At 68.5% G+C, this 25,864-nt stretch carries 26 protein-coding genes and 3 pseudogenes; 20 read left to right on the top strand and 9 right to left on the bottom strand.

The features are described 5' to 3' along the window. Nucleotide 1 precedes the first annotated feature (1 nt). On the top strand, nucleotides 2-433 hold the full coding sequence (locus QUE33_RS09715; RefSeq protein WP_286303134.1) for a nucleoside deaminase: 432 nt from the start codon (nucleotides 2-4) through the stop codon (nucleotides 431-433). A 296-nt stretch (nucleotides 434-729) separates the two neighbouring features. Here the strand turns inward: QUE33_RS09715 and QUE33_RS09710 are convergent, their stop codons facing one another. Both QUE33_RS09710 and QUE33_RS09705 read right to left on the bottom strand, forming a co-directional pair. Then, nucleotides 730-1,626: an alpha/beta hydrolase gene (locus QUE33_RS09710; RefSeq protein ID WP_286299542.1), complete on the bottom strand. Its 897-nt coding sequence runs from the start codon at nucleotides 1,624-1,626 to the stop codon at nucleotides 730-732. Between the two features lie 8 nt (nucleotides 1,627-1,634). Further along, nucleotides 1,635-2,606: a cation diffusion facilitator family transporter gene (locus QUE33_RS09705; protein ID WP_286299540.1), complete on the bottom strand. Its 972-nt coding sequence runs from the start codon at nucleotides 2,604-2,606 to the stop codon at nucleotides 1,635-1,637. 140 nt (nucleotides 2,607-2,746) lie between these two features. On the opposite strand from QUE33_RS09705, the pseudogene proC reads away from it, so the two are divergent. Then, a pseudogene (gene proC, locus QUE33_RS09700) lies at nucleotides 2,747-3,567 on the top strand (pyrroline-5-carboxylate reductase); the annotation flags it as partial. 14 nt (nucleotides 3,568-3,581) lie between these two features. On the opposite strand, the gene QUE33_RS09695 reads toward proC, so the two are convergent. Continuing rightward, complete coding sequence (locus QUE33_RS09695; RefSeq protein ID WP_378761573.1) at nucleotides 3,582-4,244, bottom strand: potassium channel family protein; 663 nt, start codon at nucleotides 4,242-4,244, stop codon at nucleotides 3,582-3,584. Between the two features lies 1 nt (nucleotide 4,245). Further along, nucleotides 4,246-5,676, bottom strand: coding sequence for a TrkH family potassium uptake protein (locus QUE33_RS09690; RefSeq protein WP_286299536.1), 1,431 nt, complete (start codon nucleotides 5,674-5,676; stop codon nucleotides 4,246-4,248). 195 nt (nucleotides 5,677-5,871) lie between these two features. Between QUE33_RS09690 and QUE33_RS09685 the strand changes: the two genes are divergently transcribed. The 9 genes and pseudogenes from QUE33_RS09685 (at nucleotide 5,872) to QUE33_RS09645 (ending at nucleotide 10,387) form a co-directional block, all read left to right on the top strand. Next, complete coding sequence (locus tag QUE33_RS09685) at nucleotides 5,872-6,288, top strand: ArsR/SmtB family transcription factor (protein WP_286299535.1); 417 nt, start codon at nucleotides 5,872-5,874, stop codon at nucleotides 6,286-6,288. Nucleotides 6,289-6,377: 89 nt separating this feature from the next. Then, nucleotides 6,378-6,569, top strand: coding sequence for a helix-turn-helix domain-containing protein (locus QUE33_RS09680; RefSeq protein ID WP_286299533.1), 192 nt, complete (start codon nucleotides 6,378-6,380; stop codon nucleotides 6,567-6,569). Nucleotides 6,570-6,707: 138 nt separating this feature from the next. Further along, nucleotides 6,708-6,806 carry a 30S ribosomal protein bS22 gene (locus QUE33_RS09675; protein ID WP_003792170.1) on the top strand — a complete coding sequence of 33 codons (99 nt, stop codon included), beginning with the start codon at nucleotides 6,708-6,710 and terminating at the stop codon, nucleotides 6,804-6,806. A 66-nt stretch (nucleotides 6,807-6,872) separates the two neighbouring features. Next, entirely contained in the window at nucleotides 6,873-7,166 is a 294-nt protein-coding gene (locus tag QUE33_RS09670) for a rhodanese-like domain-containing protein (protein WP_286299531.1), read from the top strand. Further along, nucleotides 7,163-7,492: a glutaredoxin family protein gene (locus QUE33_RS09665; RefSeq protein ID WP_286299530.1), complete on the top strand. Its 330-nt coding sequence runs from the start codon at nucleotides 7,163-7,165 to the stop codon at nucleotides 7,490-7,492. The genes QUE33_RS09670 and QUE33_RS09665 overlap by 4 nt, the downstream gene beginning before the upstream one ends. Nucleotides 7,493-7,503: 11 nt before the next feature. Further along, on the top strand, nucleotides 7,504-7,788 hold the full coding sequence (locus QUE33_RS09660; protein WP_286299529.1) for a Dabb family protein: 285 nt from the start codon (nucleotides 7,504-7,506) through the stop codon (nucleotides 7,786-7,788). A gap of 205 nt (nucleotides 7,789-7,993) precedes the next feature. Beyond that, on the top strand, nucleotides 7,994-8,815 hold the full coding sequence (locus tag QUE33_RS09655; RefSeq protein ID WP_286299527.1) for an ABC transporter substrate-binding protein: 822 nt from the start codon (nucleotides 7,994-7,996) through the stop codon (nucleotides 8,813-8,815). 29 nt (nucleotides 8,816-8,844) lie between these two features. Next, a pseudogene (locus QUE33_RS09650) lies at nucleotides 8,845-9,564 on the top strand (amino acid ABC transporter permease); the annotation flags it as partial. Between the two features lie 67 nt (nucleotides 9,565-9,631). Beyond that, nucleotides 9,632-10,387 (top strand): amino acid ABC transporter ATP-binding protein, encoded by a 756-nt coding sequence (locus QUE33_RS09645; RefSeq protein WP_286299526.1) that lies wholly within the window; start codon nucleotides 9,632-9,634, stop codon nucleotides 10,385-10,387. An 84-nt stretch (nucleotides 10,388-10,471) separates the two neighbouring features. Here the strand turns inward: QUE33_RS09645 and QUE33_RS09640 are convergent, their stop codons facing one another. After that, nucleotides 10,472-10,654: a YegP family protein gene (locus QUE33_RS09640; protein WP_286299524.1), complete on the bottom strand. Its 183-nt coding sequence runs from the start codon at nucleotides 10,652-10,654 to the stop codon at nucleotides 10,472-10,474. Nucleotides 10,655-10,938: 284 nt separating this feature from the next. On the opposite strand from QUE33_RS09640, the gene QUE33_RS09635 reads away from it, so the two are divergent. Beyond that, on the top strand, nucleotides 10,939-11,760 hold the full coding sequence (locus QUE33_RS09635; protein WP_286299520.1) for a sulfite exporter TauE/SafE family protein: 822 nt from the start codon (nucleotides 10,939-10,941) through the stop codon (nucleotides 11,758-11,760). Between the two features lie 127 nt (nucleotides 11,761-11,887). Here QUE33_RS09635 and aspS read toward each other — a convergent pair whose 3' ends face one another. Further along, on the bottom strand, nucleotides 11,888-13,669 hold the full coding sequence (aspS, locus tag QUE33_RS09630) for an aspartate--tRNA ligase (RefSeq protein ID WP_286299518.1): 1,782 nt from the start codon (nucleotides 13,667-13,669) through the stop codon (nucleotides 11,888-11,890). Between the two features lie 88 nt (nucleotides 13,670-13,757). On the opposite strand from aspS, the gene QUE33_RS09625 reads away from it, so the two are divergent. The 7 genes and pseudogenes from QUE33_RS09625 to ccsB all read left to right on the top strand — a co-directional run bounded on the left by QUE33_RS09625 (nucleotide 13,758) and on the right by ccsB (nucleotide 19,736). Further along, nucleotides 13,758-14,612 (top strand): hypothetical protein, encoded by an 855-nt coding sequence (locus QUE33_RS09625; protein ID WP_286299517.1) that lies wholly within the window; start codon nucleotides 13,758-13,760, stop codon nucleotides 14,610-14,612. Next, on the top strand, nucleotides 14,593-14,895 hold the full coding sequence (locus QUE33_RS09620) for a transcriptional regulator (RefSeq protein ID WP_286299515.1): 303 nt from the start codon (nucleotides 14,593-14,595) through the stop codon (nucleotides 14,893-14,895). Before QUE33_RS09625 ends, QUE33_RS09620 begins: the two co-directional genes overlap by 20 nt. Nucleotides 14,896-14,904: 9 nt before the next feature. After that, nucleotides 14,905-15,527: pseudogene (locus QUE33_RS09615) on the top strand (histidine phosphatase family protein). A gap of 114 nt (nucleotides 15,528-15,641) precedes the next feature. Next, nucleotides 15,642-16,229, top strand: coding sequence for a TlpA disulfide reductase family protein (locus QUE33_RS09610; protein WP_350226442.1), 588 nt, complete (start codon nucleotides 15,642-15,644; stop codon nucleotides 16,227-16,229). A 25-nt stretch (nucleotides 16,230-16,254) separates the two neighbouring features. After that, on the top strand, nucleotides 16,255-17,028 hold the full coding sequence (locus tag QUE33_RS09605) for a cytochrome c biogenesis CcdA family protein (protein WP_286299513.1): 774 nt from the start codon (nucleotides 16,255-16,257) through the stop codon (nucleotides 17,026-17,028). After that, nucleotides 17,009-18,751, top strand: a complete 1,743-nt coding sequence (resB, locus tag QUE33_RS09600; protein ID WP_286299511.1) for a cytochrome c biogenesis protein ResB — start codon at nucleotides 17,009-17,011, stop codon at nucleotides 18,749-18,751. The genes QUE33_RS09605 and resB overlap by 20 nt, the downstream gene beginning before the upstream one ends. A 1-nt stretch (nucleotide 18,752) precedes the next feature. Beyond that, nucleotides 18,753-19,736 carry a c-type cytochrome biogenesis protein CcsB gene (gene ccsB / locus QUE33_RS09595; RefSeq protein ID WP_286299510.1) on the top strand — a complete coding sequence of 328 codons (984 nt, stop codon included), beginning with the start codon at nucleotides 18,753-18,755 and terminating at the stop codon, nucleotides 19,734-19,736. A gap of 178 nt (nucleotides 19,737-19,914) precedes the next feature. Here the strand turns inward: ccsB and QUE33_RS09590 are convergent, their stop codons facing one another. From QUE33_RS09590 to QUE33_RS09580, 3 genes are read right to left on the bottom strand one after another with little or no spacing between them, the layout of a single operon-like run. Then, entirely contained in the window at nucleotides 19,915-20,616 is a 702-nt protein-coding gene (locus QUE33_RS09590) for a hypothetical protein (protein WP_286303133.1), read from the bottom strand. Beyond that, nucleotides 20,502-22,001 (bottom strand): YhgE/Pip domain-containing protein, encoded by a 1,500-nt coding sequence (locus tag QUE33_RS09585; RefSeq protein ID WP_286299507.1) that lies wholly within the window; start codon nucleotides 21,999-22,001, stop codon nucleotides 20,502-20,504. The genes QUE33_RS09590 and QUE33_RS09585 overlap by 115 nt, the downstream gene beginning before the upstream one ends. Nucleotides 22,002-22,038: 37 nt before the next feature. After that, a complete protein-coding gene (locus QUE33_RS09580) occupies nucleotides 22,039-25,074 on the bottom strand; it encodes an MMPL family transporter (RefSeq protein ID WP_286299505.1) in 3,036 nt (1,011 codons plus the stop codon). 135 nt (nucleotides 25,075-25,209) lie between these two features. Between QUE33_RS09580 and QUE33_RS09575 the strand changes: the two genes are divergently transcribed. Further along, nucleotides 25,210-25,827, top strand: coding sequence for a TetR/AcrR family transcriptional regulator (locus QUE33_RS09575; protein WP_286299503.1), 618 nt, complete (start codon nucleotides 25,210-25,212; stop codon nucleotides 25,825-25,827). Nucleotides 25,828-25,864: the final 37 nt, after the last annotated feature.

The raw sequence follows: 25,864 nt of genomic DNA, 5'->3' as shown, positions 1-25,864 counted from the left end.
GATGGGCCGCGCGCTCGAGCTCGCCGCCGCAGCCGGAACTGCGGGCGACGTGCCGGTCGGAGCAGTCGTGCTCGACCAAGCCGGCGCGATCGTCGGGGAGGGTGGCAACGTCCGCGAGGTCACGGCTGACCCGACCGGTCACGCCGAGATCGTCGCACTGCGTGCGGCGGCCGAGTCGCACGGCGGCTGGAACCTCGAGGACCACACTCTCGTCGTGACCCTCGAGCCGTGCGTGATGTGCGCGGGTGCGATCCTGCAGGCACGCATCGGCCGGGTGGTCTTCGGTGCATGGGACGACAAGGCCGGCGCCGCCGGATCCATGTACGACCTGCTTCGCGATCGGCGCCTGCCTCACCGTGCAGAGGTCATCGGTGGCATCCGTGAGCACGAGGCGACGGCCCTGCTCCGCGCCTTCTTCGAGTCCCGCCGCTGACGTCCCCGTCCCTCGGATCATCTCCGACGGTTCATGGGTCCTGAATGGTTGCTTCCGGCGCGCTGAGGCGGCCATTCGTGCCACGTGAAGGAATTGCGGGGGCTGAGGGTTCGCGGGTCGCAGGTGGTTGCTTCCAGCGCGCTGAGGCGGCCATTCGCGCCACGTGAAGGGATCGATCTGTGAAGGGATCGCCTGCGCGTGCCACGTGAAGGGCGTGCCACGTGAAGGGCCCCATCCGTGAAGGGACCGACACGTGAGAGATCACCTACGCGAGGCCCGTGAAGGGATCGTGCGGGCTAAGACGCGTGGGGCCTGGTCACGGCGGCGTCGGCGAGGCGCGCGACCAGGGTGAGATAGCCCTGCGCATGCTCGTCGAAGTAGCCGATGTGGCGACCATGATCGTCGACGGACGTCTGCGAGGCGTGCCCCTCGACGGCGGCGCCGATCACCGCGCCGCCGTCGACGCCGGGCGCCTCGCCGCCGTCGCACTCGTAGACGATCGCGCCCGGGATGTCACGGGGATCCACCGGATGCTGACCGAGCCGCCCGAGCGGGGCGATGCTGTCGTTGGCGCCCTCGGTGGCGTAGAGCACCAGATCGCCGCGGGCGATGGCATCCGTCAGGGCGACGCGTGCGGCGTGCGTGACGCCGGCGGATGCGATGGAGAACGCGGTGCGCACGTCCTCGCCGAGGTTCATGGCGAAGACCTCGCCGAGCAATGTGGACGAGTACGAGTACGTGACCAGCGCCACGTGCGCATGCGGGTTGCGCGGCTCGAGCCGGTCGATGTCCACGGCCAGTCGTGCGGCGCCGACCGTGGCGTGCTTGGTGGCCAGCGCCGACACGTGCGTACCCGAGTCCCAGGCGAACCAGGCGATGACTGCGACCTGGCGGGGTTCGCCCCGTGCAACGCAGGAGCGGATGATGTCGGCGCACAGCCGCTGTGCGGCATCCGCCCACCCCGGCAACTGCGCGAGGTCGGTCTCGATGCCGTGCAACAGGAAGACGATCAGATCGGCGGAGTCCACATCGCCGAACGCGATGACGGCGTGCGGCCCGGGATCGACCATCGCCAGCGATTCCAGGTGCGCCTGCGGGTCGTTCTCCAGCACCGTGAGCAGCGTGCTCAGCTTCTGCTGCGTGGCGGGCGGCAGGTCGGGTCGCGCCAGCTCGGCGCGCAGTTCATCGATCACGCGGACGCTCAGTCGGAGGACTTCAGTACGAACGCATCCGTCGGGGGTTCCGGGTCGAGCGCGGGACGGTAGATGTCCGGCTCCAGGTAGATCACTCGCGCAGCGGGAACGGCGGTGCGGATGCGTCGCTCGATCTCATTGATGTCGGCAGCGGCATCTCGTACCGACTTGTCGGACTTGAGAGCGATCTTCGCCGCCACCATCAGCTCGTCCGGTCCCAGGTACAGCGTCTTGATGTGGATCAGCCGCTGCACGCCGGGACCGCTCGAGATCGCCTCCACGATCAGGTCGTGGTCCTTGCGGTTCGCGCCCTCGCCGACCAGTAGGCTCTTCGTCTCCACGCCCAGGATCAGGGCGATCACGATCAGCAGCAGACCGATCATCAGGGTGCCGAGGGCATCGAAGACCGGGTTGTCGGTGAGCAGCGTCAGGCCGAAGCCCAGCAGTGCGAAGGCCAGACCGGTGAGCGCCCCGGTGTCCTCCAGCAGCACGACGGGCAGCTCGGGCGCCTTGGAGCGGCGGATGAACGAGATCCAGGACTGGCCCTTCTCGCGTACCGCGTTGCTCTCCCTGATCGCAGTGCGCAGCGAGTACGACTCCAGGCCGATGGCGATCAGCAGCACCGCCAGCGGCAGCCACCACCACGCCCGGTCGATCTCGTGCGGGTCGGTCAGCTTCTGCACGCCCTCGTAGACGGCGAACAGGCCGCCCAGCGAGAACAGCACGATCGAGACGACGAAGGCCGATACGTAGCGCTCGCGGCCGTAGCCGAACGGATGCTCGCGATCGGCCTCTTTCTTCGCCTTGCGGCCTCCGCGCAGCAGCAGCAGCTGATTGCCGGAATCGGCGACCGAGTGGATGGCCTCGGCGAGCATCGAGGCCGAGCCGGAGAGCGCCCACGCGATGAACTTGGCCAGGGCGATGCCCATGTTCGCCACGAATGCCGCGATGATCGCCTTGCTGCCACCGGATGCGCTCATGCCATGAGTCTACGGCGAGCCCGCAGCCGATCCAGGGGACACGGCGGGGGCCGGACTTCCAGCGGCTCGGACAATGCGCGGACCGCGGCGCGGCGTGTCGGAACCGGCTCGTAGGATGGCCGCATGGTCGATTCACTTCCTCGCTCGCGTTCCTCGGTGCCGGTTCGATGGGGGTGCGATCCTGCAGGGGGTCGTCGCCTCGGGCGTGGCTGTGGACGGCGGGATCGTCGCGACGAATCGCACCCGCGAGAAGGCGGATGCTCTGGCATCGCTGCCCGGGGTGACCAGCATCGCGCTGGAGCAGAATCCGACGGGGAACGCGGATGCTGCGGCCGCCGCCCGCATCGTGCTGGTCGGGGTGAAGCCGGCCATGGTGCCCGATCTGCTCCGCGAGATCGCTCCGTCGCTGCGCGAGGACGCGATCGTCGTCAGCCTGGCGGCCGGCGTCACGCTGGCGACCTTCGAGGAGGCCCTCGGCACGCAGGTGCACAGCATCCGCTCCATGCCGAACACTCCCGCGACGGTGGGGCGTGCGGTCACGGGCATCGCCGCCGGGCCCGCCGCAACTCTGGAGGACGTGGCCGTGGTGCGCGCCCTGTTCGAGACCGTCGGTGCGGTCATCGAGGTGCCGGAGTCGCAGATCGATGCGCTCAGCACGGTGTCGGGGTCCGGTCCCGCCTACGTGTTCCTGTTCATCGAGGAGCTGACGAAGGCGGCCGTCGGGATGGGATTCTCGGATGCCGATGCCCGGCTCATGGCCGAGCAGACCTTCATCGGTGCGACGGCGCTGCTGGCGGCATCCGGCGAGGAGCCCGCCGAGCTGCGGCGACGGGTCACCAGCCCGAAGGGCACCACCGAGCGCGCGATCGCCGTGCTGCAGGAAGCACGACTGGATGACGTGTTCGCTCGGGCGACCGCTGCCGCCCTCGCCCGTGCCAAGGAGCTCGCCGCGGGCGCTTGATCCGCAGCCTCGGCTCAGCGATCCAGGCTCGCGAAGCGCTCGATGTCGCTGTTGGTGCCCGAGACGATGATGAGGTCGTGGTTGGTCACGACGGTGTCGGCCTCGGCGTAGCGGAACGGCTTGCCCGGGCTCTTCACGCCCACCACGGTCACCTTGTACTTGGTGCGCACGCCGGACTCGTTCAGGCCGATGCCGCGGATGAACTTCGGCGGGTACATCTTGGCCAGCACGAAGTCGTCGTCGAAGCGGATGAAGTCCAGCATCCGTCCGCTCACGAGGTGCGCGACGCGCTCGCCGGCCTCGCGCTCGGGGTAGATCACGTGGTTCGCGCCGACGCGGGCGAGGATCTTGCCGTGCGACTGCGAGACCGCCTTCGCCCAGATCTGCGGCACCTTCAGGTCGACGAGGTTGGCGGTGATCAGCACGGATGCCTCGATCAGCGAGCCCACCGCGACGACTGCGACCTGGAAATCCTGAGCGCCGATCTGGCGCAGTGCGTCGATGTTGCGGGCGTCTCCCTGCACCGTGTGCGTGACGCGATCCGACCACTTCTGCACGAGCTCCAGGTTCTCGTCGATCGCGAGCACCTCGCGGTCGAGCCGATCGAGCTCTCCTGCGCAGGCGGCGCCGAAGCGCCCGAGTCCGATCACGAGCACCGGCGCGTCGCCGCGAACCATCTCAACCAACGATCGGCCTTTCCACGGGCAGCGCATAGAGCTGCGAACGGGACGTCGCGGCGACCGCCGCGGCGAGTGTCACTGTACCAACGCGCCCCATGAAGATGGTGGCGGCGAGCACGTACGAGCCGGCATCCGGAAGCGCCTCGGTGACCCCTGAGGTGAGGCCGACCGTGCCGAAGGCGGAGATGACGTCGAAGAGCACGTCCACGACCGGCTGCTTGGTGATCTGGGTGATCACCACCGTCGAGAGCGCCACGATGGTCGCGCCCCACGCCACCACCGACAGACCGACCCGCTGCACATCCGAGGGGATGCGGCGGCCGAACGCCTCGACCGACTGGCGCCCTCTGGCCTCGGACCAGACGGCGATGGCCAGCACGGCGAGGGTGGTCACCTTGATGCCGCCGGCGGTGGATGCCGAGCCGCCGCCGACGAACATCAGCATGCATGCGACGAGCATGGACGAGCCGTTCAGCTCCGAGATCTCGATCACGTCGAACCCGCCGGAGCGCGTCATCGCCGACAGGAAGAAGGCCTGCATCGTCGTATCGGTCGCGTCCATCGACCCGAAGGTGCGCGGATTGTCGAACTCCAGCAGCAGGAACGTCACGGCGCCGGCGAAGAACAGCAGCACGGTGGTGACGATGGTCAGTTTGGAGTGCAGCGACCAGCGCTTGAAGTGCCAGGCGTGCTTGGCGAGGGTGTAGATCACCGGGAAGCCGATGCTGCCGAGGAACACCCCCGCCATCAGCAGGATCAGCACCAGGTAGTCGTCGCCGAAGATGGCCACACCTCCGGCGTTCGGGGCGAAGCCGGTGTTCGTGAACGACATGGCGGCGAAGTACGGGGCCTCCCACAGTGCGGAGAACGCGTCGACGCCGGCCATCACCAGTGCGGGGTAGAGGAGGATCGCCAGGCCGGCCTCGATGATCAGCGCCGACAGCGCAACCGTGGTGAGCAGCTGGCCGACCTCGCCCAGGCGCACGGTCTGGCCCTCGTTGACCACTCCGCCGTGCGCGCGCAGCGGGTTGCTGTCACCGGCGGCCATGAGCTTGGCGCTCAGACCCAGGCGTTTGGAGATCGCCAGCCCCATCAGCGAGGCGAGGGTCAGCACTCCCAGCCCACCGATGTTGACGCCGGTGAAGATGACGATCTGGCCGAACCACGACCAGTGCGTGCTCATGTCCACGGTCGACAGGCCAGTGACGCAGATCGTCGACACGGCGGTGAACAGCGCATCGCTGAGCGGTGTGACGGAACCGTCGGAGGAGGAGATCGGCAGCGACAGCAGACCCGTGAACAGCAGGATCAGTGCGGCGAAGATCACTATCGCGAACCGCGACGGCGAGGAGGTGACCAGGTGCTTGATCCGCCGGATCACGGCCCGCACGCTGCTGCGCGGGGAGGATGCCGACACGATGCCCGACATCGATCCCCCTTCTGCCGCTGTGCGCCGCCGCCCGACGACGCCCGCCGAGCTTGAGACATGGTACTCCGCACGCGGCGCAGGCGACGTGGTGCGCGCCGCGCACCGTGCTCGGACTGGGCCGCGCACCGTGCTCGGACTGGGCCGCGCACTGTGCTCGGACTAGGACAGGAAACGCATCCCGACTACCCTGATGGCATGACGGACATCTTCGACGTGATCGCGGACGGCACGAGGCGGGACATCCTCCAATTGCTGCTGCGTCGCTCGACGGACGGCGATGCCGGTACCAGCGTGACCGAGATCGTCAGCGAGCTGGGCGTCAGTCAGCCGACGGTGTCGAAGCACCTGAAGGTGCTGCGCGAGTCGGAGCTGGTGACCGTCCGCGAGGACGGCCAGCGCCGCTTCTACAGCCTGTCGGTCGCCCCATTGGAGACCATCGACGACTGGCTGGTGCCCTTCCTGGTCGACGCCTACGGCGACCAGGCGCCCGACATCGACTATCCCGGCGCTCCGTTGAACGACGGGGCGGCGCACGCCGCCGAGGTGGTCGGCAGGGCTGCCGCATCCGCCAAGTACGTGGTCACCTCCGCGCTGCGGCGACTCGGCAACTGACCCGGTCACGGCGATCACATCAGTCACAGCGGTTTACAGGTGTCGCAGCTACCCCATATGCTGTGCATCAGCAGAAAGGGGTACGGGGGATGCCCGATGTTCAAGACGTTCGATTCCTGACGGTGGCCGAGGTCGCCGAGCTGATGCGCGTGTCCAAGATGACTGTGTACCGGCTCGTCCACTCCGGTGACCTGCCCGCGATCCGCTTCGGGCGCAGCTATCGCGTGCCGGAATCCGCTGTTGCGGAGGCTCTGCAGCGACCCATCGCCGACGTGGGCTGACCATCGTCGACGTAGGATGCTGGGAGTGCGCGGTTCGGGGTGCCCCGACCGTTTGCTAGAATCGCCTGAGGCATTTTCCGTGCCCGTACCCGGGTGCCCGCCTTCGTGGCATCCAGCCCCTGACTTAGTGAGGTTTCCGTGGGTTCAGTCATCAAGAAGCGCCGCAAGCGCATGGCGAAGAAGAAGCACCGCAAACTGCTTCGCAAGACTCGCCACCAGCGCCGCAACAAGAAGTAAGCGGCACGACACCGAGCGCCTGTCTTCGGACGGGCGCTTCGTGTGTTCCGCGGGATAATGGATGCCATGAAATCGATCGACATCACGCAGCTCGCCGCGCGCCAGGGAGTGCCCCTCATCGACGTGCGTGAGCGCGATGAGTACGCGGCGGGCCACGTGCCCGGCGCGGTCAACGTGCCGCTCTCGGAGCTGGGCGACCGCCTCGAAGAGCTTCCCGGTGAGGCCTTCGACGTGATCTGCCAGGCCGGCGGCCGCTCTGCGCGCGCCGTGAAGGCGCTGGAGGCGCGCGGCTACGACGCCACGAACGTCGACGGCGGCACGGGCGAGTGGATCGCGCAGGGGCATCCGGTGGAGAAGTGACCACCCTCACCCTGATCGGCAAGCCGGACTGCCACCTCTGCGAGATCGCGAGCGAGGTCGTCGACGCCGTCGTCGCGGAGCTCCCGGATGCTGCAGCTGAGCGGATCGAGATCGTCGAGCAGTCGATCAACGACGACCCCGCGCTGTACGAGCGCTGGTGGGAGAAGATCCCGGTCGTGCTCATCGACGGCGAGCTGCATGCGCACTGGCGCGTCTCGCCGGAGCGCCTGAGCAGTGCCCTCAAGGGTGCTGTCGGGGGCGATGTGCTGAGCGACCGGAGGGAGCCGAAGTGCGATGTGCTGAGCGACCGGAGGGAGTCGAAGTGATTCGTCACGTCGTGAGCTGGAAGCTGGCGGAACCCGACGCCGCACTGCGCGGCGAGCAGGCCGCCGAGGTGGCACGCCGTCTGAACGCCCTCATGGGCGTGGTGCCCGAGCTGCGCGCCGTGTCGGCCGGTGCCAATGTGGCGCATCCGGATGCGAACTGGGATGTCACCCTCGTCGCCGACGTCGACTCGCTCGAGGCGCTGGAGGCCTATCAGGTGCACCCGGCTCACAAGGAGGTCGGCGCGTACCTCCGCTCGGTGGTCGAATCGCGCGTCGCGGTCGACTTCGAATTCTGAGCAGAACTCGGCATCCGTACTTCTGTGCAGGACTTCTGAGCAGAGTTGTCGAATTCTGAACAGAGTGCCCCGCAGAAGTGCGCACTCTCGCAACCTAACCGTGATCCGCTCAGGCGCCTCTGCATTCCGCGATGCGGCCGCGGGCGTGTCAAGATGATGGGCGTACCCTGTTCCCGGGCGCAAGCCCCGTCACATAGGAGTGACTATGAATCGTCGTCCTCTTCTCTTCGGCACCGCTGTCGCGGCGGCCGCTGTGCTCGCCCTCTCCGGCTGTGCCAGCGACCCGGGCTCCAGCAGTGACGGAGGCGACACGGCGCCCTCCGGCCCGGACTACGGTCTGGTCAATGCGGGTACGCTGACCATCTGCTCCGAGGTCCCCTATGTCCCCTTCGAGTTCGAGGGTGGCGACAACGGCACCGGCTACACCGGCTTCGACATCGACCTGACCTACGCGATCGCTCAGAAGCTCGACCTGAAGCTGAGCGTGCAGGATGTCAGCTTCGACGGTCTGCAGTCGGGCACAACCCTGATCGCGGGTACCTGCGACATGGGCGCCTCGGCGATGACCATCACCGAGGAGCGCAAGGCCAACATCGACTTCTCCGACCCGTACTACGACTCGCTGCAGTCGCTGCTGACCAGCGTCGACTCGGGCATCAAGAGCATCGGCGACCTCGACGGCAAGAACGTCGGCGTGCAGCAGGGCACCACGGGCGAGAGCTATGCCACCGAGCACGCCAAGGGCGCCACCCTCGTGCAGTACCCGGGCGACGCGGAGCTGTGGCCGGCGCTGCAGGCCGGGCAGATCGACGCGATCCTGCAGGACCAGCCGGTGAACATCGAGCACGAGAAGGCCGACGACGGCTACAAGATCGTCGAGGAGTACGACACTGAGGAGTCCTACGGCTTCGCCTTCGCCAAGGGCGACAAGGTCGAGTTGCGCGAGGCCGTGAACAAGGCTCTTCAGGAGCTGCGCGACAGCGGCGACTACGACACCATCTACGACACCTATTTCGCCGCGAAGTGAGCGCCGCAGGCAGATAGGAGGTCCGTCCGATGGCATTGAAGCGGAGGACCAGGAGTCGGCTGTACCGGTACTCGATGTATGCGGTGTTCCTCGCCGTGGTCGTGCTGGTGGTGCTGTTCACCGACTGGGCCAAGATCGGCAAGCAGTTCTTCGACCTCGAGGTCGCAGCGAAGCTGTTCCCCGACATCGTCATCGTCGCACTGCGCAATACGGTGCTGTTCACGCTGATCGCCTTCGCGGGCGGTCTGCTGCTGGGCATCGTGTTCGCGCTGATGAAGCTGTCGGTCATCGCGCCGTTCCGCTGGTTCGCAACCGGATGGATCGAGCTGTTCCGCGGGCTGCCGGCGCTGCTGACCATCTTCGCGATGGCGTTCATCCTGCCGATCGCGTTCGGCATCAAACCGCCGGGTGGTCCGGTCGGCGCAGGGCTGATCGGACTCATCCTGGTCGCCTCGGCGTACATGGCAGAGGTGATCAGGGCGGGTATCCAGGCAGTGCCGAAGGGACAGTCCGAGGCGTCGCGGTCGCTGGGCATGTCGCCGATGAAGACGATGATCTTCATCGTGCTGCCGCAGGGGTTCCGGATCATCATCCCGCCGCTGACTAACGAGTTCGTGCTGCTGCTGAAGGACACCTCGCTGCTGTTCATCGCGGGGACCTTCATCTGGTCGAAGGAGCTCACCAGCTTTGCGCGGGATGCCAACACCATGTATGCCAACGCGACGCCGCTGATCATGGCGGCGCTGCTGTACCTGATCGTGACGATTCCGCTCACCCGCTTCACCGCGTGGCTGGAGCGAAGGATGGCGAGGAGAGATGAGCACGGATCTGATCGACGTCCACGCGCCTGCGATCGACATCCAGGGTCTGGTCAAGAGCTTCGGCGACAACGAGGTGCTCAAGGGCATCGACCTGACGGTGGTCGGCGGCGAGGTGGTCTGCATCATCGGACCGTCCGGTTCGGGCAAGTCGACGCTGCTGCGCTCGGTGAACCTGCTCGAGGAACCCACCGGCGGGCACATCCTCATCGAGGGGATCGACGTCACCGACGAGGAGACCGACATCGACCGGGTGCGCCAGCGCATCGGCATGGTCTTCCAGAGCTTCAACCTGTTCCCGCACATGTCGGTGCTCGGCAACCTCACCATTGCCCAGCGGCGGGTGAAGAAGCGCTCCAAGGAGGAGGCCGAGCAGGTCGCCCGCGAGATGCTGAGCCGGGTGGGGCTGAGCGAGAAGGCCGATGCCTTCCCCAGCCATCTCTCCGGCGGTCAGCAGCAGCGCGTGGCCATTGCCCGCGCGCTGTGCATGAATCCTGACATGATGCTCTTCGACGAGCCGACATCGGCGCTGGACCCCGAGCTGGTGGGCGAGGTGCTGCAGGTGATGCGCCAGCTGGCCGACGAGGGGATGACGATGCTGGTCGTCACGCACGAGATGGGCTTCGCCCGTGAGGTCGGCTCCCGGTTGATCTTCATGGACGGCGGGTACATCCTCGAGCAGGGCGATCCGCGCGAGGTGCTGGCGAATCCTCAGCATCCGCGCACCCAGGACTTCCTGTCGCGCGTGCTCTGACGCGTTCAGGCCGACCGGTTCGGACAGAAGGAGGGGCGGATGCTGTTCGGCATCCGCCCCTCCGTTTCGTTCTCGGGGTCGCGATCAGTTCTCGACTTCGACGACCTCTGCGTCTGCGGCGTTGCGGCGAACGGAGTCGATGCCGTTCACGGCTCCCGACTTGGAGGCATAGCCCTGGCCGGTCGCGATGATCTCGCCGTTGCCTGCCTTCAACCGGAACCGCCAGTCGCCGCTCTTGTCTTCATAGAGCTCGAATCTGCCTGCCATAGATGGCCACCTCTTCCTCCCGGGAATGGAGCCTCATCGCTCCACCGCTCACGCTAGCCCGAACCTCGCCCGAGCGGAAGAGGGCGGCTCCGCGCTCATTCCACGGGCTCCGCCGCTCTGGGCCGCGTGGCGAGCACCACACTCGATCTCGCGCGACTCGTCTGGGAGCACGGAATCGTCGACCTGTGAGCGAAGAAGGTGTCGTCGCGTCGCGACACCGCGCTGCCCCCTCTGCTGGTTGACTGGGAGGATGATGCTCTCTTCCGCCACGATGCTCTGAACGCATGGACATCGGCTCACTGGTGGGACTCGAGCAGCTCACCTGGGGAACGCTCGTCCTGGTCGTCGTCGCCGCGTTCGGCGCCGGCTGGATCGATGCCGTCGTCGGTGGCGGAGGACTTCTGCAGCTTCCCGCGCTGCTGCTGATCCCCGGTATCGCCCCCGTGCAGGCGCTGGCGACCAACAAGCTCGCCGGGCTGGCCGGTACCGCGACCAGCGCCGGCACGTATCACCGGCGGGCGAGGCCCGACCTGCGCACCGCGCTGCCGATGGCGGCGATCGCGCTGGCCGGCTCCTTCGGCGGAGCCGCGGTGGCGATCGTGCTCCCGGCATCCGCCTTCAAACCGATCATCGTCGTCGCACTGCTCGCCGTGGCCGTCTTCACGGCCTTCAAGCCGCAGCTGGGCGCTGCGACCCGGTTGCGATTCCAGGGGCGGCGGCACCACGTCACCGCGGGCGTCACAGGACTGGTGATCGGCTTCTACGATGGGCTGATCGGACCGGGCACGGGCACCTTCCTCGTGATCGCCCTGGTGGCGCTGCTCGGGTACGACTTTCTGCAGTCGAGCGCGAAAGCCAAGATCGTGAACCTCGCGACCAACGCCGGTGCGCTGCTGCTGTTCATCCCGCACGGCTCGGTGCTCTGGGTGCTGGGCATCGTGCTCGCAGCAGCGAACGTCGTCGGCAGCTATCTCGGCTCGCGCATGGCCATCGCCCGCGGATCGACCTTCATCCGCGTGGTGTTCCTGATCGTCGTCGTGCTGCTGATCGGCAAGCTCGGCCTCGACGTCTGGAGCGAGAACATCGCCCCCGCGCTGATCGCGTGACGCAGCTGCCACACGTCTCCGCCCCTGCCGGGCTACGCCGCCCCTGCTGATTCACGTAAACCAGCAGGGGCGGCGTAGCTGAGCAGGGGCGGCGTAGCTGAGCAGGGGCGGCGATGCTTGCGAGTGGTCAGTCCTCGGCATCCTCCGGGACGAAGTCCACGCCGGCCTCGGCACGCTGCTCGGCCGAGATGGCTCCGGGGGCCTCGGTGAGCGGGTCGAAACCGTTGCCGGACTTCGGGAACGCGATCACCTCGCGGATCGACTCCGTCTTGGTCAGGTGCTGCATCACGCGGTCCAGGCCCAGCGCGATCCCGCCGTGCGGGGGAGCGCCGTACTTGAACGCCTCGAGTAGGAAGCCGAACTTCTCGTCGGCCTGCTCCTCGGTGATGCCCATCACCTTGAAGACGCGCTTCTGCACGTCCTCCTGGTGGATGCGGATCGATCCGCCGCCCAGTTCGGAGCCGTTGCAGACGATGTCGTACGCATAGGCGAGAGCGGATGCCGGGTCGGTGTCGAACGTGTCGGCGAACTCCGGCTTCGGACCGGTGAAGGCATGGTGCACAGCCGTCCACGCGCCCGCGCCGACAGCCACGTCACCCGATGCCACGGCATCCGACGCCGGCTCGAACATCGGCGCATCCAGCACCCAGGTGAAGGCGAACTGGTCTGGGTCGAGCAGTCCCAGCCGACGGCCGATCTCCACGCGTGCGGCGCCGAGCAGCGCCCTGCTGTCCTTCGTCGACCCCGCGGCGAAGAACGCGCAGTCGCCAGGCTTCGCGCCCACGAGCTCGGCCAGGCCCGCCTGCTCGGTCTCGGACAGGTTCTTGGCAACCGGGCCGCCGAGCGTGCCGTCCTCGTTGAACAGCACGTAGGCAAGGCCCCGTGCGCCGCGCTGCTTGGCCCACTCCTGCCAGGCGTCCAGCGTCTTGCGCGGCTGCGAGGCGCCGCCGGGCATCAGCACCGCGCCGACGTACTCCGACTGGAACACGCGGAACGGCGTGTCGGAGAAGTAGTCGGTGGCCTCCACCAGCTCCAGGCCGAAGCGCAGGTCGGGCTTGTCGGAGCCGTACTTCGCCATCGCCTCGGCGTAGGTCATCCGCGGCAGCGGGGTCTGCACATCGACGCCGATGGTCTTCCACATCGCGACGACGAGCGACTCCATCATCTCGATGACGTCCTCCTGGTCGACGAAGGCCATCTCGATGTCGAGCTGGGTGAACTCCGGCTGACGGTCGGCGCGGAAGTCCTCGTCGCGGTAGCAGCGGGCGATCTGGAAGTACTTCTCCACGCCGCCCACCATCAGCAGCTGCTTGAACAGCTGCGGTGACTGCGGCAGCGCGTACCAGCTGCCCGGATGCAGACGAGCAGGCACCAGGAAGTCGCGGGCGCCCTCGGGTGTGGAGCGGGTCAGCGTCGGTGTCTCGACCTCGACGAACTCGCGCTCGTGCAGCTCGTCGCGGATGGCCTTGTACACGTCCGAGCGCAGGCGCATCGCAGCGGCCGGCGCGGGGCGGCGCAGGTCGAGGTAGCGGTGCTTCAGGCGCACCTCCTCGCCGATCGGGTCGGATTCGGCCAGTCCGCTGGAGACCTGGAAGGGCAGCGGCGCTGACTCGTTCAGCACGACGACGTCGGATGCGATCAGCTCGATCTCGCCGGTGGGCAGGTTCGGGTTCTCGTTGCCGTCGGGGCGGCGCGAGACCTCGCCGGTCACCTGCAGCACGAACTCGCTGCGCAGCGGATGTGCCACCTCTTCGTCGCGGATGACGACCTGGGCGATGCCCGAGGCATCCCGAAGATCGATGAACGCGACGCCTCCGTGATCGCGGCGACGATCGACCCAGCCCGTGAGGGTGACGGTCTGACCGATGTGCGAGGCTCGCAGGGAGCCTGCCGTGTGTGTGCGAAGCACGGATTTTCCTCCTGATCGGGAAAGGGAACCCCGCCATTCTACGGGGGTGGGTCTTGACGAGACTTGCCATCCGGCATACTCTTTCCACATGGAAAGTGAATCGGAGATGCAGCGAGCCGAAGCCGACCGTGCACTGCGCTCGGTCGATGCGATCCGGGCGCGTGCCGCCTCCCTGCCGCGCGGACATGCGACGCTGCAGCTGGGGTACTCGGTCATGCTGGCCGCGTACATGGCGCTGTTCGTCTACACCGGGTCGAACGAGGGCGGCGCGAGCATATTCGGCGGCACGACGATGGCACTGGTGCTGCCGCCGATGATCGCCTCCACCGGGCTGGTGAGCGGTGCGGCCGAGCGGCACGGTGGACGACTGCGGGCCACACGTCGGCACTGGCTGGCCATCGGCGTCTTCCTGGCGCTGCTCGTGGGCATCGTGGTCTGGGGGATCGTCGGTGAGGGCTACCCGTGGTGGCTCGCGCTGGTGTCCGCCGGCCTCACGATCGTGCTCTTCGGCGCTCGGCCTCTGTCGGTGCTGCTGCGCGAGTCCGGTGCGGCGAAGGAGACGGCGGATGCGCGTGAACCGCTCTCCGCAGGGCCCCGAGCCGTCACGCTGCTGTTGGCCCTCTACTTCGGTGCGGTGTGCGCGACGCTGTTCATGCCCGTCGCGACCTGGGTGGTGATGATGATCGGGATGCTGGGCCTGATCGTCGTGCTCTCCGCGCAGACGGCGTCGTGGGGGATCATGCGCACCGGCTGGGAGTGGGCGGCGCCGCAGTGGATCGCATTCGCCGTCGCAGCGACGGTGATGTTCCTGCTCGCCGTGCTCCTCATCGCCACAGACCTCGTCACCCCGGCCGTCGCCGTCGTCGCCGGGATCATCGTGGCGGCAGCGCTGGCGGCATCCGCTCTTCGTCCCGGCCGCGGCCATGTCGCACCCGAGGCATGATCTCGACCCGGCGCTGATGACGCCGGTGCGACTGTCGCTGCTGGCGGCGCTGTCGGATGACATCGAGCTGGACTTCGCCAGCCTGCGCGATCTGATCGAGGCGGACGACTCGGTGGTGTCGAAGGGCATCGCGCATCTGGAGAAGCTCGAGTACGTCAAGGTCACCAAGGGCTATGTGGGAACACGGCCGCGTACCTGGGTGGCGGCGACCGCGAAGGGGCGACGGGCGCTGGAGCGGCATATGGGCGCCCTCCGCGCGATCATGGGTGATGCCGGCTCCTAGACTGGCCGCATGCCTGCATCCCGACTCCACCTGGTGCGTCACGGCGAGGTGCACAACCCGCAACGCGTGCTGTACGGGCGGCTGCCCGACTACCACCTCAGCGAGGCGGGCCGGGCGATGGCCCTGGCCGCAGCCGAGCATGTGGCCGGTCTCGATCGGCCGGTGGCCGAGCTGCGCTGCTCGCCGCTGGAACGCACCCAGGAGTCGGCCGCGCCCTTCTCCGAGCTGCTGGGGCTCACGCCCGAGCTCGACGAGCGCATCATCGAGCCGACGAACGTCTTCGAGGGCAGGCGGATGTCGCGTGCGCTGCGCAACCCGGTCAACTGGTGGCATCTGCGCCGGCCGTCCACGCCGAGCTGGGGGAGCCGTACCGCGCGATCGCCGATCGGATGCTGTCGGCAATGGACGAGCGGTGGGATGCGACGGATGCCGGCGACCTCGTGTTCGTCTCGCATCAGGCGCCGATCTGGATCACGCACCTCGCGGTCGCCGGCCTGCCCCTGCGCCACGACCCTCGCACCCGGCGCTGCGCGCTCTCCAGCGTGACCAGCTTCGAGCGCGTGGGCGACGTGTGGCGCGAGGTCGACTACGTCGAGCCGGCCGCGAGCGGGATCGATCTCGGGGCAGTCTGACGTTCGAAGAGCGCAAATCGCTCGGAATCTGCCCGGAATGCAGCAATTCGCGCTATTCGAACGGCTTGAACCCGTTTCAGAGCGCCCATAGGAAACGTGCGTACGATTCTCAGCGTGTCCTCGCCCGTCCGTTCCCGTCGCGGCGCCTGGCGCATCACCGCCGCAGCGCTCGCCGCTGTGCTCGCCGTGGGCCTGAGCGCGTGCGCTCCCGACCCCGGGACCGAGGCCTACCTGAACGGCGATCAGAAGGCGTACACGATCGACGACTTCCGCTGGGTGGAGATCCCGGCCGACAAGCGCGGCGAGCCGGTGGAGTTCGACGGCACGACCGATCAGGGCGAGGCATTCTCCAGTGCCGACATCCTCGGCGATGTCGCGGTGGTGAACTTCTGGTACGCCACCTGCGGCCCGTGCCGCATCGAGGCGAAGGACCTCGAAGCCGTCTGGCAGGAGCATCAGGACGATGGCGTCGCCTTCATCGGCGTGAACATCTACGACCAGGCCGACACCGCGCGGGCCTTCGCCGAGAAATACGGCGTGACCTACCCGAGCCTGATCGACGCCGACACCGGCGAGGCCAAGCTCGCCTTCGCGAAGGTCGCCCCCATCCAGGCCCCGCCGACGACGCTCGTGCTCGACAAGCAGGGCGCGTCGCCGCGCGCATCATCGGCCCGATCGACACGTCCATCCTGTCGACGCTGATCAAGGACGCGTTGAAGGAGCAGGCGTGACCCCGGATGCCGTGATCGGCGCCGGCGCTCTCTGGCTGGCCATCCCGCTGGCGCTGCTCGCCGGTCTGGTCTCCTTCCTCTCCCCGTGCATCCTGCCGCTCGTGCCCGGGTACCTGGGGTTCATCGGGGGAGCGGCCGGGGCATCGACAGGCCGGGGCGCCGCCTCGGCAGGTTCGGCAGCCCAGGCATCCAGCCGTCGACGGATGCTGCTGGGCGTGCTGCTGTTCATCGCGGGCTTCACGGTGATCTTCGTCGCCTACACGGTGATCGGCGGCACGGCATCCGTGTTCTTCCTGCAGTGGGGCGAGCTGATCACCCGCATCCTGGGCGTGGTCGTGATCGCCATGGGGCTCGTCTTCCTCGGCTTCTTCGGGTTCGCGCAGCGGCAGTACAAGCTGCAGGTCAACTCCACCACCGGGCTGATCGGCGCGCCGCTGCTGGGCATCACGCTCGCGATCGGCTGGGCGCCGTGCACCGGCCCCACGCTCGGTGCGATCATCAGCGTCGGATGGACCCTGGGCGATCCGTGGCGGGCGGCGCTGCTCGGCGTCGCCTATTCGCTGGGCCTGGGCATCCCGTTCCTGCTGGTCGCACTCGGCTTCGGCTGGGCGACCACCGCCACGAGCTTCATGCGCCGCCACATCCGCACCGTCAACATCATCGGCGGCGCCCTGCTGATCCTGCTCGGCCTGCTGATGGTCACCGGCGTGTGGACCCAGCTCATGTCACGCATCGGGGCGGTGATGAGCAGTGTCGTCCTCCCGCTCTGACCGGCAGAAGAACCCGCAGGACGGGTCATCCGCAGCATCCGACCCGCTGCGCCCCGCCGACCACATCGATTCCGCGACACCTGCCGACGACGGAGTCGCCCAGCCCAGGCTCGGGATCGTGGGCTGGCTGCGCTGGGGCTGGCGCCAGGTCACCTCGATGCGGGTCGCGCTGATCCTGCTGTTGTTCCTGGCGATCGGCGCCGTGCCGGGGTCGGTGTTCCCGCAGCGCTCCGCCGACCCCAATGGCGTGCTGAAGTACCGCACCGAGAACCCCGACCTCTTCCCGATCCTCGACAAGCTCAGCCTGTTCGACGTGTACTCGTCGCCGTGGTTCTCGGCCATCTACCTGCTGCTGTTCATCTCGCTGATCGGCTGCATCATCCCCCGCATCCGGCACCACGCCAAGGCGCTGCGCACGCTGCCGCCGCGCACTCCGGCGCGTTTGGCGCGGCTGGAGGACCACAGGTCGGTCACCCGCGACCCGTCGGGCGAGGGAACCGCGGATGCCGATGCCGCAGCATCCGCCGACGTCGCCGAGAAGCAGCTGAAGGCGCTGGGCTACCGCGTCGCCCGCTACGACCGCGGGCGCACCTGGTCGGTGTCGGCCGAGCGCGGCTACTGGCGTGAGACGGGGAACCTGGTGTTCCACATCGCGCTGGTCGGGGTGCTGATCTCGGTGGGGCTGGGCGGCGGATTCTCGTACACCGGGCAGCGGGTGATCGTCGAGGGGCAGACCTTCGTGAACTCGTTGATCGACTACAACTCGATCAACCGCGGGCGCTTCGTCGCCGACGACGCGCTCGAGCCGTACGCCATGACGCTGAACTCCTTCGATGTGACCTATGAGGACTTCGGCGCCCCCGGTGCCGGCCAGGCGGGGAACTTCAAGGCGAACCTCAGCGTCACCGAGCCCGACGGGTCGAAGACCACGGGCGCGGTCGAGGTGAATCACCCGCTGAGCATCGGCGGTGACAAGGTGTATCTGCTCGGCAACGGCTACGCGCCCACCATCACCGTGCGCAACGCCGAGGGCGTGCAGGTCTTCCACGACGCCGTCGAGTACCTGCCGCAGGACGCCAATATGACCTCGCTCGGCGTCGTGAAGATCCCCGACGGCATGCCCGAGCAGCTCGGGCTGGTGAGCTTCTTCTACCCCACCGTCGTCAAGCTCGACTCCGGCGCATTCACCTCGGCACACGGCGCGGTGAACCTTCCGCTGCTCACCCTGGATGTGTACCAGGGCGATCTGGGCATCGACGGAGGCAACCCGGTCTCGGTCTATCAGCTCGACACCGAGGACATGACCAAGCTGAACGGCCGCGGCACCGATGTGAAGTCGATCCAGCTGCAGCCCGGCGAGACCGCCGATCTGCCGAACGGACTGGGCACGGTCACCTTCGAGAACGAGGCGCCCGCGGGTGCGACGGACTTCACTCAGTCCGTCAAGCGCTACGTGTCGCTGCAGATCCACCACGACGACTCGGTGATCTGGGTGCTCGCCTTCGCCCTGCTCGCTCTGGCCGGACTTGGACTCGCCCTGTTCGTTCCGCGTCGTCGCATGTGGGTCAAGGCGACGGCATCCGATGACACCATCCACCTGGAGTACGCTGGGCTCGCGCGCGGCGAAGACCCCACTCTCGCGGCCGCCGTGGACGATCTCGTCCGCGGGCACGAACGGCTGCTGGACGCGACCGCACCCCCGCGCCCCGTGAAGGGAGCATGACATGCCCGATCTGGATTTCATCTCGCGACTGACCCTGTGGACGGCGATCGCCATCTACGCGCTCGCATTCATCGCCTACGGCTTTGATCTCGCGCGACGCTCGGCGACGGTGAAGGCCGAGGATCGGATGCTGGTCGGCGTCGGGGGTGGCGCTGGGACGGATGCCGGTGATGGTGTGGCCGGCGGTGCTTCGGATGCCGCGGGTGCGCCGGTGCGCCAGCGCTTCGTGATGGCGCGCATCGGCACATCGCTCATGGTGCTCGGCTGGCTGTTCCACCTCACCGCGACCGTGACGCGCGGTTTCGCCAACGGCTACGTGCCCTGGGCGAACCTCTACGAGTTCGCGATGATCGGCACGCTGTTGATCGTGCTGGTGTATCTGGGGATGCTCACCCGCGTCGACCTGCGCTACCTCGGCACGTTCATCTCGGGGCTGGTCCTGGTGCTGCTGGGCGCGGCATCGGCGTACTTCTACGTCGAGGTGAAGCCGCTGGTCGACCCGCTGAAGTCGGTGTGGCTGGTGATCCACGTCTTCGTCGCCTCGCTCTCGGTCGGCATCCTGGCGCTCGCCTTCGCACTGTCGGTCGTGCAGCTGATGCAGTCCCGGCGTGAGCGCCGTGTCGCAGAAGGCGTCGCGAATGCGGGCCCCGGGTTCCTGCGCACCCTGCCGAACACCGAGCGCCTCGAGAACATGGCGTACCGCTTCGCGGTGGTCGGCTTCGTGTTCTGGACGTTCACCCTGATCGCCGGATCGATCTGGGCGTACTTCGCGTGGAGCCGGTTCTGGGGCTTCGACGTCAAGGAGACGTGGACCTTCATCATCTGGGTGCTCTACGCGGGATACATCCACGCTCGTGCGACCCGCGGCTGGCGGGGCACCCCCTCGGCGTGGCTGTCGATCACGGGCTTCGCCGCCGTGATCTTCAACTTCACGATCGTGAACGTGTTCTTCAAGGGGCTGCACGCCTACTCCGGCCTGAGCTGACCGCGGCCGGCCCTGGGCTGGCTCCGGGCTGAGCCGGACTGAGCGCGGCCGGCCCTCCGGATCCGCTGCACTTTCTGGCATCCGCGCCATCGATCGATGCCGCGGATGCCAGATACTGCCGCGGATGCCAGATACTGCCGCGCATGTCCCGGCCACACCGCGAGCAGCGACGTCGGGGTCAGGCCGTGGCCAGCACCGACTTCGTAGACGCGGTGCGGCGGGTCGCGACGGCGAGCGTAGCGGCGCCGAGCGACAGGACGGCCCACACGAACAGGCCCGCCAGGGCCGCGCCGTTCGGAACGATCAGGCCGCCGAGTGCGGGAGCCGTGGGCATCGCCGCCCCCAGGCCGGCCAGCCAGCCAGGGATCGTCGAGATCAGTCCCGTGGCCACGGCCACGACGCCGACCAGTGCGCTGATCCAGCGTCCGATCCCGCCGAGCACCGCCACCAGCGCCTGGTTGACCGCGGCGAACGCCACGCCCGCGAGCACCGCGAATCCGGCGAAGCCCCACCAGGTCGCCGCATCGTAGGCAGCGATGATCTGCACGATCAGCGCCACGAGCACACCCTGCCCTGCACCCAGCGCGGCAGCGGGCCAGAACCCGCGCAGCACCATGCCGAACGATGAGCGCCGTGAGGTCAGCGGGTTGCCGGGCACCGCGCGCAGCGCGATGAACGAGGCCAGTGCGCCGAACCACAGCACCACCGCGGAGAGCAGCGGGATCGCGGTCGGGCCGAACATGGCATCCGACTCCGCTGCGGCCTTCACCGGATCGGCGATGACGGATGCCAGCCGGGTGGACTGCTGCTCGTCGAACGACGGCAGGGAGGTGGATGCGGACTTGAGCCCGTCGGCGAGATCGCCGGTGCCGGATGCCAGGGTGTCCAGCCCGCCCGCGAGCTCGCCGGCCCCATCGGAGAGCGCGGAGGCGCCATCGCCGAGCTGGGTGGCTCCGGAGGCCAGCGCGGAGGCCCCGGATGCCGACTGCGAGACGCCGTCGGCGAGCTGGCCGAGGCCTGTGCCGAGCTGCGTCGCCGCGGATCCGGCCGTGCGCATCTGCTTCGCGATCTCGGCCGGGGCGGCCTCGTCGAACTGTGCGAGCCCGTCGGCGACACCGGCTGAGGCCTGCTGCGCTCCTCGGCGGCCTGCCGGGCGCCGTCCGCTGCTTTCGCCGCAGTGGCCGCCAGGCCGGACGCGGTTCCTGCCGGAGCGCGAAGCCCATCGGCCGCCTGTGCCAGATCGGACAGCTGTGCGCAGAACTCCGGCTGTGCCGTGGCGTCGCATGCGGCGGCGAGCTGCTGCAGCCCGGGTGCGAGCCCATCCAGGCCCTGAGCCACGCCGGCGCTCGCCTGCGCGGAGCCATCGGCAGCCTGCGCCGCCCCGGCGGCGGCCTGCGCTGCTGTTCCGGCGACATCGCGCGCCGTGCCTGCGGCATCCGTCAGCGCTGCGGGCACCAGCCCGTCGCGCTCGAGCGCAGCAGCCCCCGCGGCCAGTCCCTGTCCGAGCTGCGTCGCGCCCGCGCCCGCCTCCCGCGCCTTCGATGAGATCGTGCCCAGGCCGCCGGCCAGCTGACCGGCGCCGTCGGCCAGCCCGTCCGCGCCGTCCGCGAGTCTGGTCGCACCATCGGGCAGTGCTGCGGCGCCATCCGCGGCGCTCCGTGCGCCGTCGGCGAGCTGTGCGGCGCCGTCGGCGGCCTCCCCGATCTGGTCGCCGATGGTGGTGAAGCCGACCAGCACGTTTCCGACCGTCGCCTCGCTGAGCATGGTGCCCATGGTCGACGCGGCGACCGAGGCGATCTGATTCGTGATCAGGTCGTCGGCGACGCGGCCGTCGGGAGGGGTCGTGACCGTGATCGTGGCCTGCTCGGCGGTGCCGTCGCCGTCCTTCAGCGCGACGCCGGCAGAGGTGGCATCCGCCGAGAACGACTTCGGGATCGTGACGACTGCCTGGTAGGTGCCATCGCCCAGGCCCTCCGCGGCATCCTGCTCATTGGAGATCACCCAGGTGAGATTCGAGCCGACCTCGTCGGAGCCCTCCACCAGCCCGGCGGCCAGCTGTCGTCCGAGCGGCGTGTACTGGTCGTCGATGGTCACGGGCTCGTCGAGATTCACCACGGCGGCGGTCATCGACTCGAGCCGATCGGTGGGGTTCTGCAGCGCGGTGACGAGGATGCCGCCGATCAGAGCAGGCAGCAGCAGCACACCGAGCAGGGTCAGCCAGGTGATCGGCCGACGGGAGCGGGCGCGTTCGATGGAGAGGGTCACTTCGTCTCACTCCGTTCGGTCAGGACATCGCATGCGGTCACCTCGGTGGTCTCGAAGGAAAGATCACTGCGCCGAGACCCCTCACCACCGTCGAGACCCCCTCTGCAGGCGTGTCTGCGGAGGGGTCTCGGCGACCAGAGGGGGTCTCGGCGGAAGCGAGAGCGGGGGTGGGGTCGCGCAGGTCGACGACGGATGCCGGAGAGCGGCCGGAATCGGTCAGCAGGGCCTGCGCGGTGGTGGTGTCCGTCGCGGTGGCGAGCACCGAGAGACCCGGCCCGGCATCACGCAGCTGCGCGGCCAGCTGGTCGCGCTCTGCCGCGGTGAGCCGGTCGATGCCGTCGAGCACCACCAGGGCGGTGCGGCCGCGCAGCGCCTCGGCGACCTGGGCGGCGGCATCCGCCCCCGTGAGCATCGCGATGCCGACGCGTGAACGCACCCAGGCGGCCCGACCCGGCAGCAGATGGCCGTCGACGCGCAGCATCCCGGCATCCGCCTTCATCCGACCCGCGACCGTGAGCGAGAGCGCCCGCAGTGCGCGCGGCGGTGCGCCGGTGACGATCAGCGACTCGCCGGGTGCGAGGCGCAGGTGCGCACCTTCGATGTCGACGGATGAGATGGTCAGATCGTCGGCGGCGAGGATGCTGTCGTCGCCCGGCCATGCGGCCAGTGCGCGCTCGCGCTCGACGGCCTCGCCCTCGATGTCGACGTGCGGCAGGATGCGCTCGAGCCAGCGCGGGATGCGCCAGGCGCGATCGCCGAGGATCGCCATCACTGCGGGGATCAGCGTCATCCGTACCAGGAACGCGTCGATCGCGATGCCGGATGCCAGGCCCAGGGCGATCGGCTTGAGTGAGGAGTCGCCCTCGGGGACGAACGCGACGAACACGGCGAACATGATCAGCGCTGCGGCGGTGACCACGCGCGCCGAGCCCGCGAACCCACTGCGCACGGCACCGATCGCGGCCTGTCGGCGGGTCTTCGGGTCGTGGCGAGCGCGATCGTGCACGAAGTCCTCGCGCATGCGCGAGACGAGGAACACCTGGTAGTCCATCGCCAGGCCGAACAGCACGCCCATCAGCACGATCGGCATGAAGCTGATGATCGGACCGGTGCGGGCGACGTGCAGGGCGTCGGCGAACCAGCCCCACTCGAACACTGCACCGACCACGCCGAAGGCGGCGACGATCGAGAGCAGGTATCCGATCGCGGCGGTGACGGGCACCCAGATCGAGCGGAACACGACGGTCAGCAGGATCAGCGACAGGCCGATCACGAAGATGCCGAACGGCAGCAGCGCGGCGCCCAGCTGATCGGAGATGTCGATCGCCACGGCGGTGAACCCGGTGACCTTCAGGTCGATGCCGAACTCGTCGAGCCATTCGTCGTGGTGCGAACGCAGCTCGCGAACCAGCTCCGAGGTGGCCGGGTCGTCGGGTGCGGTCGTGGGAATGATCTGCACGATGCCGGTGTCGGCGGCCTCGTTCGGGGTGGCCAGTGCCACCTCGCGCACGCCGGGAAGCTGCTCGACGGCGTCGCCGAGGTCCTGCATGAGGTTCAGCGGGTCGGTGGAGGTGACGATCGTCCCGGTCAGGATCAGCGGGCCGTTGAAGCCCGGGCCGAACTCGTCGGCGGTGAGATCGTAGCTCTGCCGCGCCTCGGATGCCTTCGGCAGCACGCCGGCGTTGGGAAGCGCCAGGTCCAGACTCAGCGCGGGGACGGCCACGATCCCCAGCCCCAGCACGACGGCGATCGTGACGAGTACGGGGCGCTTCGTCACGCCGGCCGCCCAGCGCTCCGAGAAGGTACGGCGGGGCGGGGTCATGGCATCCGTCTGGTGTGCAGCATCCGTCGTCTGTGCAGCATCCGTCGTCTGCGCAGCATCCGTCGTCTGCGCGAGCGGATGCTGCCCCTGCTGGTCGTCGCCGCCCCTGTCTGTCGACGTGACTGAGGAGGGGCGGCGACGCTGGGCAGGGGCGGCGTCAGAAGCGGATGCCGAGGCCCGGCGTCCGCGCCCCGACGCCCGCGCCCGGCCATGCGCCCGCCGCACGCGCCCCGCCACGCGCCCCTTCAGGAAGCCGAGGAGCGCCGGGGTGAGCGTGACGGCGATGGCCACCGAGATCGCGACGGCGACGGCGGCGGCGATGCCCATCGTGGTCAGGAACGGGATGCCGGCGAAGCCGAGCCCGATCAGGGCGATCAGCACGGTGATGCCGGCGAACACCACAGCCGATCCCGCCGTGCCCACCGAGCGTGCCGCAGACTCCTCGGGGTCGACGCCGGCGCGCACCTGATCCTGGTGTCGGGCGACGATGAACAGGGCGTAGTCGATGCCGACCGCGAGCCCGAGCATGAGCGCGAGCAGCGGCGTGGTCGACGACACCGATGCGAAGGCGGTGGCGGCGAAGATGCCGGCCATCGAGATCCCGACGCCGAGGATCGCGGTCAGCAGCGGCAGGCCCGCCACCACGAACGAGCGGAAGGTGACGATGAGCACGAGCAGCGCGATCACCAGGCCGACCGCCTCGGTGAGCGTGATCGTCGGGATCGACATGGCGAACAGGTCTCCGCCCAGGGCGACCTGCGAACCGTCGGGCAGGGTCGCGGCGAGCTCGTCCACGGTGCTCTGCAGGGCGTCCTTGGCCTCGTCGGGGACGTCTGTGGACTGGCCCTCGAACTGCAGACGCACGATCGCCGCGGTGTGCTCGGCGTTGACCATGCCGGTGATGTTCTCGTCGTACGGTGAGGTGACCGCGAGCACGCTGTCATCGAGGTCGCTCAGCTTGGTGACGGTCTTCTCGATGTCGTCGCGATAGTCGGCATCCGTCACGTCGTCGCCGGGCGCGGCCACGACGATGAACTGCGCGTTCGTGCCGCTGACCTGGGGGAACGTGCGGGAGAGCTGCTCGAGTCCGGCCTGCGACTCCGTGCCGGGGATGGAGAAGGAGTTGTCGGTGCCGGCGCCGAGGGCGAGCGCTCCGCCGCCGGCGATGCCGAGCACGAGGAGCCAGCTGACGAGCACGCGCCAGGGGTGCCGGAACGACCAGCGACCCAGCGATGACAGAAGAGTGGACACGTGGCCTCCACAGCAGTTCGATACACGAACGTATTCAGTACGTAGATGTATCGTAAGACAGAGGCGGGGTCGGATGCTGTGCGCGGGATGTGAACAGCGATGATCTCGTGGCAGAGTTGGGCTTCAGGAGGAGCGATGTCGACAGCAGCGACGCGGAGTCGTGAGAACACTCGGGCGCGCCTGCTGGAGGCTGCGACGCAGGTCTTCGCCGAGGTCGGCCTGGAGGGAGCCACGGTCGAGGCGGTCTGCGAGCGGGCCGGGTTCACGCGCGGCGCCTTCTACTCGAACTTCGAGACGAAGGATGAGTTGTTCCTCACGCTCGCGGCGTCGGTCGGTGAATCACGGCTGGCGGCGGTGCGCGAGCGGGTGAGCGCGCTGGTCGAGGCGGAGGGCCTCGATGACTGCGACCCCGTCGAGCTCGTGCAGCAGATCATGGACTCGGGAACCGACGACCGGCTCGGCGTGATGATGATGAGCGAGATCCGCATCCGTGCGCTGCGGGACCCGGACTTCGGCGCCGCCTACGTCGCACAGGAGAGCGAGATGGTCGGGAGCATCGCGGCGATGATCCAGGAGATCGTCGATGCCGGTCAGATCGCCCTGCGCATGGATGCCGAGGAGGCGGCCCGGCTGCTGATGGTGGTCTGGGAGGGGATGACCGTGCGCGGCGCCATGGTCGACGACGACCCCGAGAGCCTGCGGCGGGTCGGCAGCGAGGCACTCGGCCGCATGGTCGAGCTCATGCGGCTGTAGCGGCCTCTCCTGCCGTTCGAATCGCTTGAATTGCTCT

The organism is Microbacterium suwonense (assembly GCF_030296555.1).
In the GTDB taxonomy this organism is placed as follows: Bacteria; Actinomycetota; Actinomycetes; order Actinomycetales; family Microbacteriaceae; genus Microbacterium; species Microbacterium suwonense.
This window is presented reverse-complemented; position numbering and strand designations above follow the sequence as displayed.

Bases quoted from the DNA above. Each gene is read 5' to 3' on its own strand.
- QUE33_RS09640 (WP_286299524.1), bottom strand. From the start codon at position 10,654: ATGGCAGGCAGATTCGAGCTCTATGAAGACAAGAGCGGCGACTGGCGG.
- QUE33_RS09690 (WP_286299536.1), bottom strand. From the start codon at position 5,676: ATGTCGGGCATCGTGTCGGCATCCTCCCCGCGCAGCAGCGTGCGGGCC.
- ccsB (WP_286299510.1), top strand. From the start codon at position 18,753: ATGCCCGATCTGGATTTCATCTCGCGACTGACCCTGTGGACGGCGATC.
- QUE33_RS09635 (WP_286299520.1), top strand. From the start codon at position 10,939: ATGGACATCGGCTCACTGGTGGGACTCGAGCAGCTCACCTGGGGAACG.
- QUE33_RS09645 (WP_286299526.1), top strand. From the start codon at position 9,632: ATGAGCACGGATCTGATCGACGTCCACGCGCCTGCGATCGACATCCAG.
- QUE33_RS09695 (WP_378761573.1), bottom strand. From the start codon at position 4,244: ATGGTTCGCGGCGACGCGCCGGTGCTCGTGATCGGACTCGGGCGCTTC.
- QUE33_RS09715 (WP_286303134.1), top strand. From the start codon at position 2: ATGGGCCGCGCGCTCGAGCTCGCCGCCGCAGCCGGAACTGCGGGCGAC.
- QUE33_RS09670 (WP_286299531.1), top strand. From the start codon at position 6,873: ATGAAATCGATCGACATCACGCAGCTCGCCGCGCGCCAGGGAGTGCCC.
- QUE33_RS09685 (WP_286299535.1), top strand. From the start codon at position 5,872: ATGACGGACATCTTCGACGTGATCGCGGACGGCACGAGGCGGGACATC.
- QUE33_RS09620 (WP_286299515.1), top strand. From the start codon at position 14,593: ATGTCGCACCCGAGGCATGATCTCGACCCGGCGCTGATGACGCCGGTG.
- QUE33_RS09655 (WP_286299527.1), top strand. From the start codon at position 7,994: ATGAATCGTCGTCCTCTTCTCTTCGGCACCGCTGTCGCGGCGGCCGCT.
- QUE33_RS09705 (WP_286299540.1), bottom strand. From the start codon at position 2,606: ATGAGCGCATCCGGTGGCAGCAAGGCGATCATCGCGGCATTCGTGGCG.
- QUE33_RS09625 (WP_286299517.1), top strand. From the start codon at position 13,758: ATGGAAAGTGAATCGGAGATGCAGCGAGCCGAAGCCGACCGTGCACTG.
- QUE33_RS09680 (WP_286299533.1), top strand. From the start codon at position 6,378: ATGCCCGATGTTCAAGACGTTCGATTCCTGACGGTGGCCGAGGTCGCC.
- QUE33_RS09575 (WP_286299503.1), top strand. From the start codon at position 25,210: ATGTCGACAGCAGCGACGCGGAGTCGTGAGAACACTCGGGCGCGCCTG.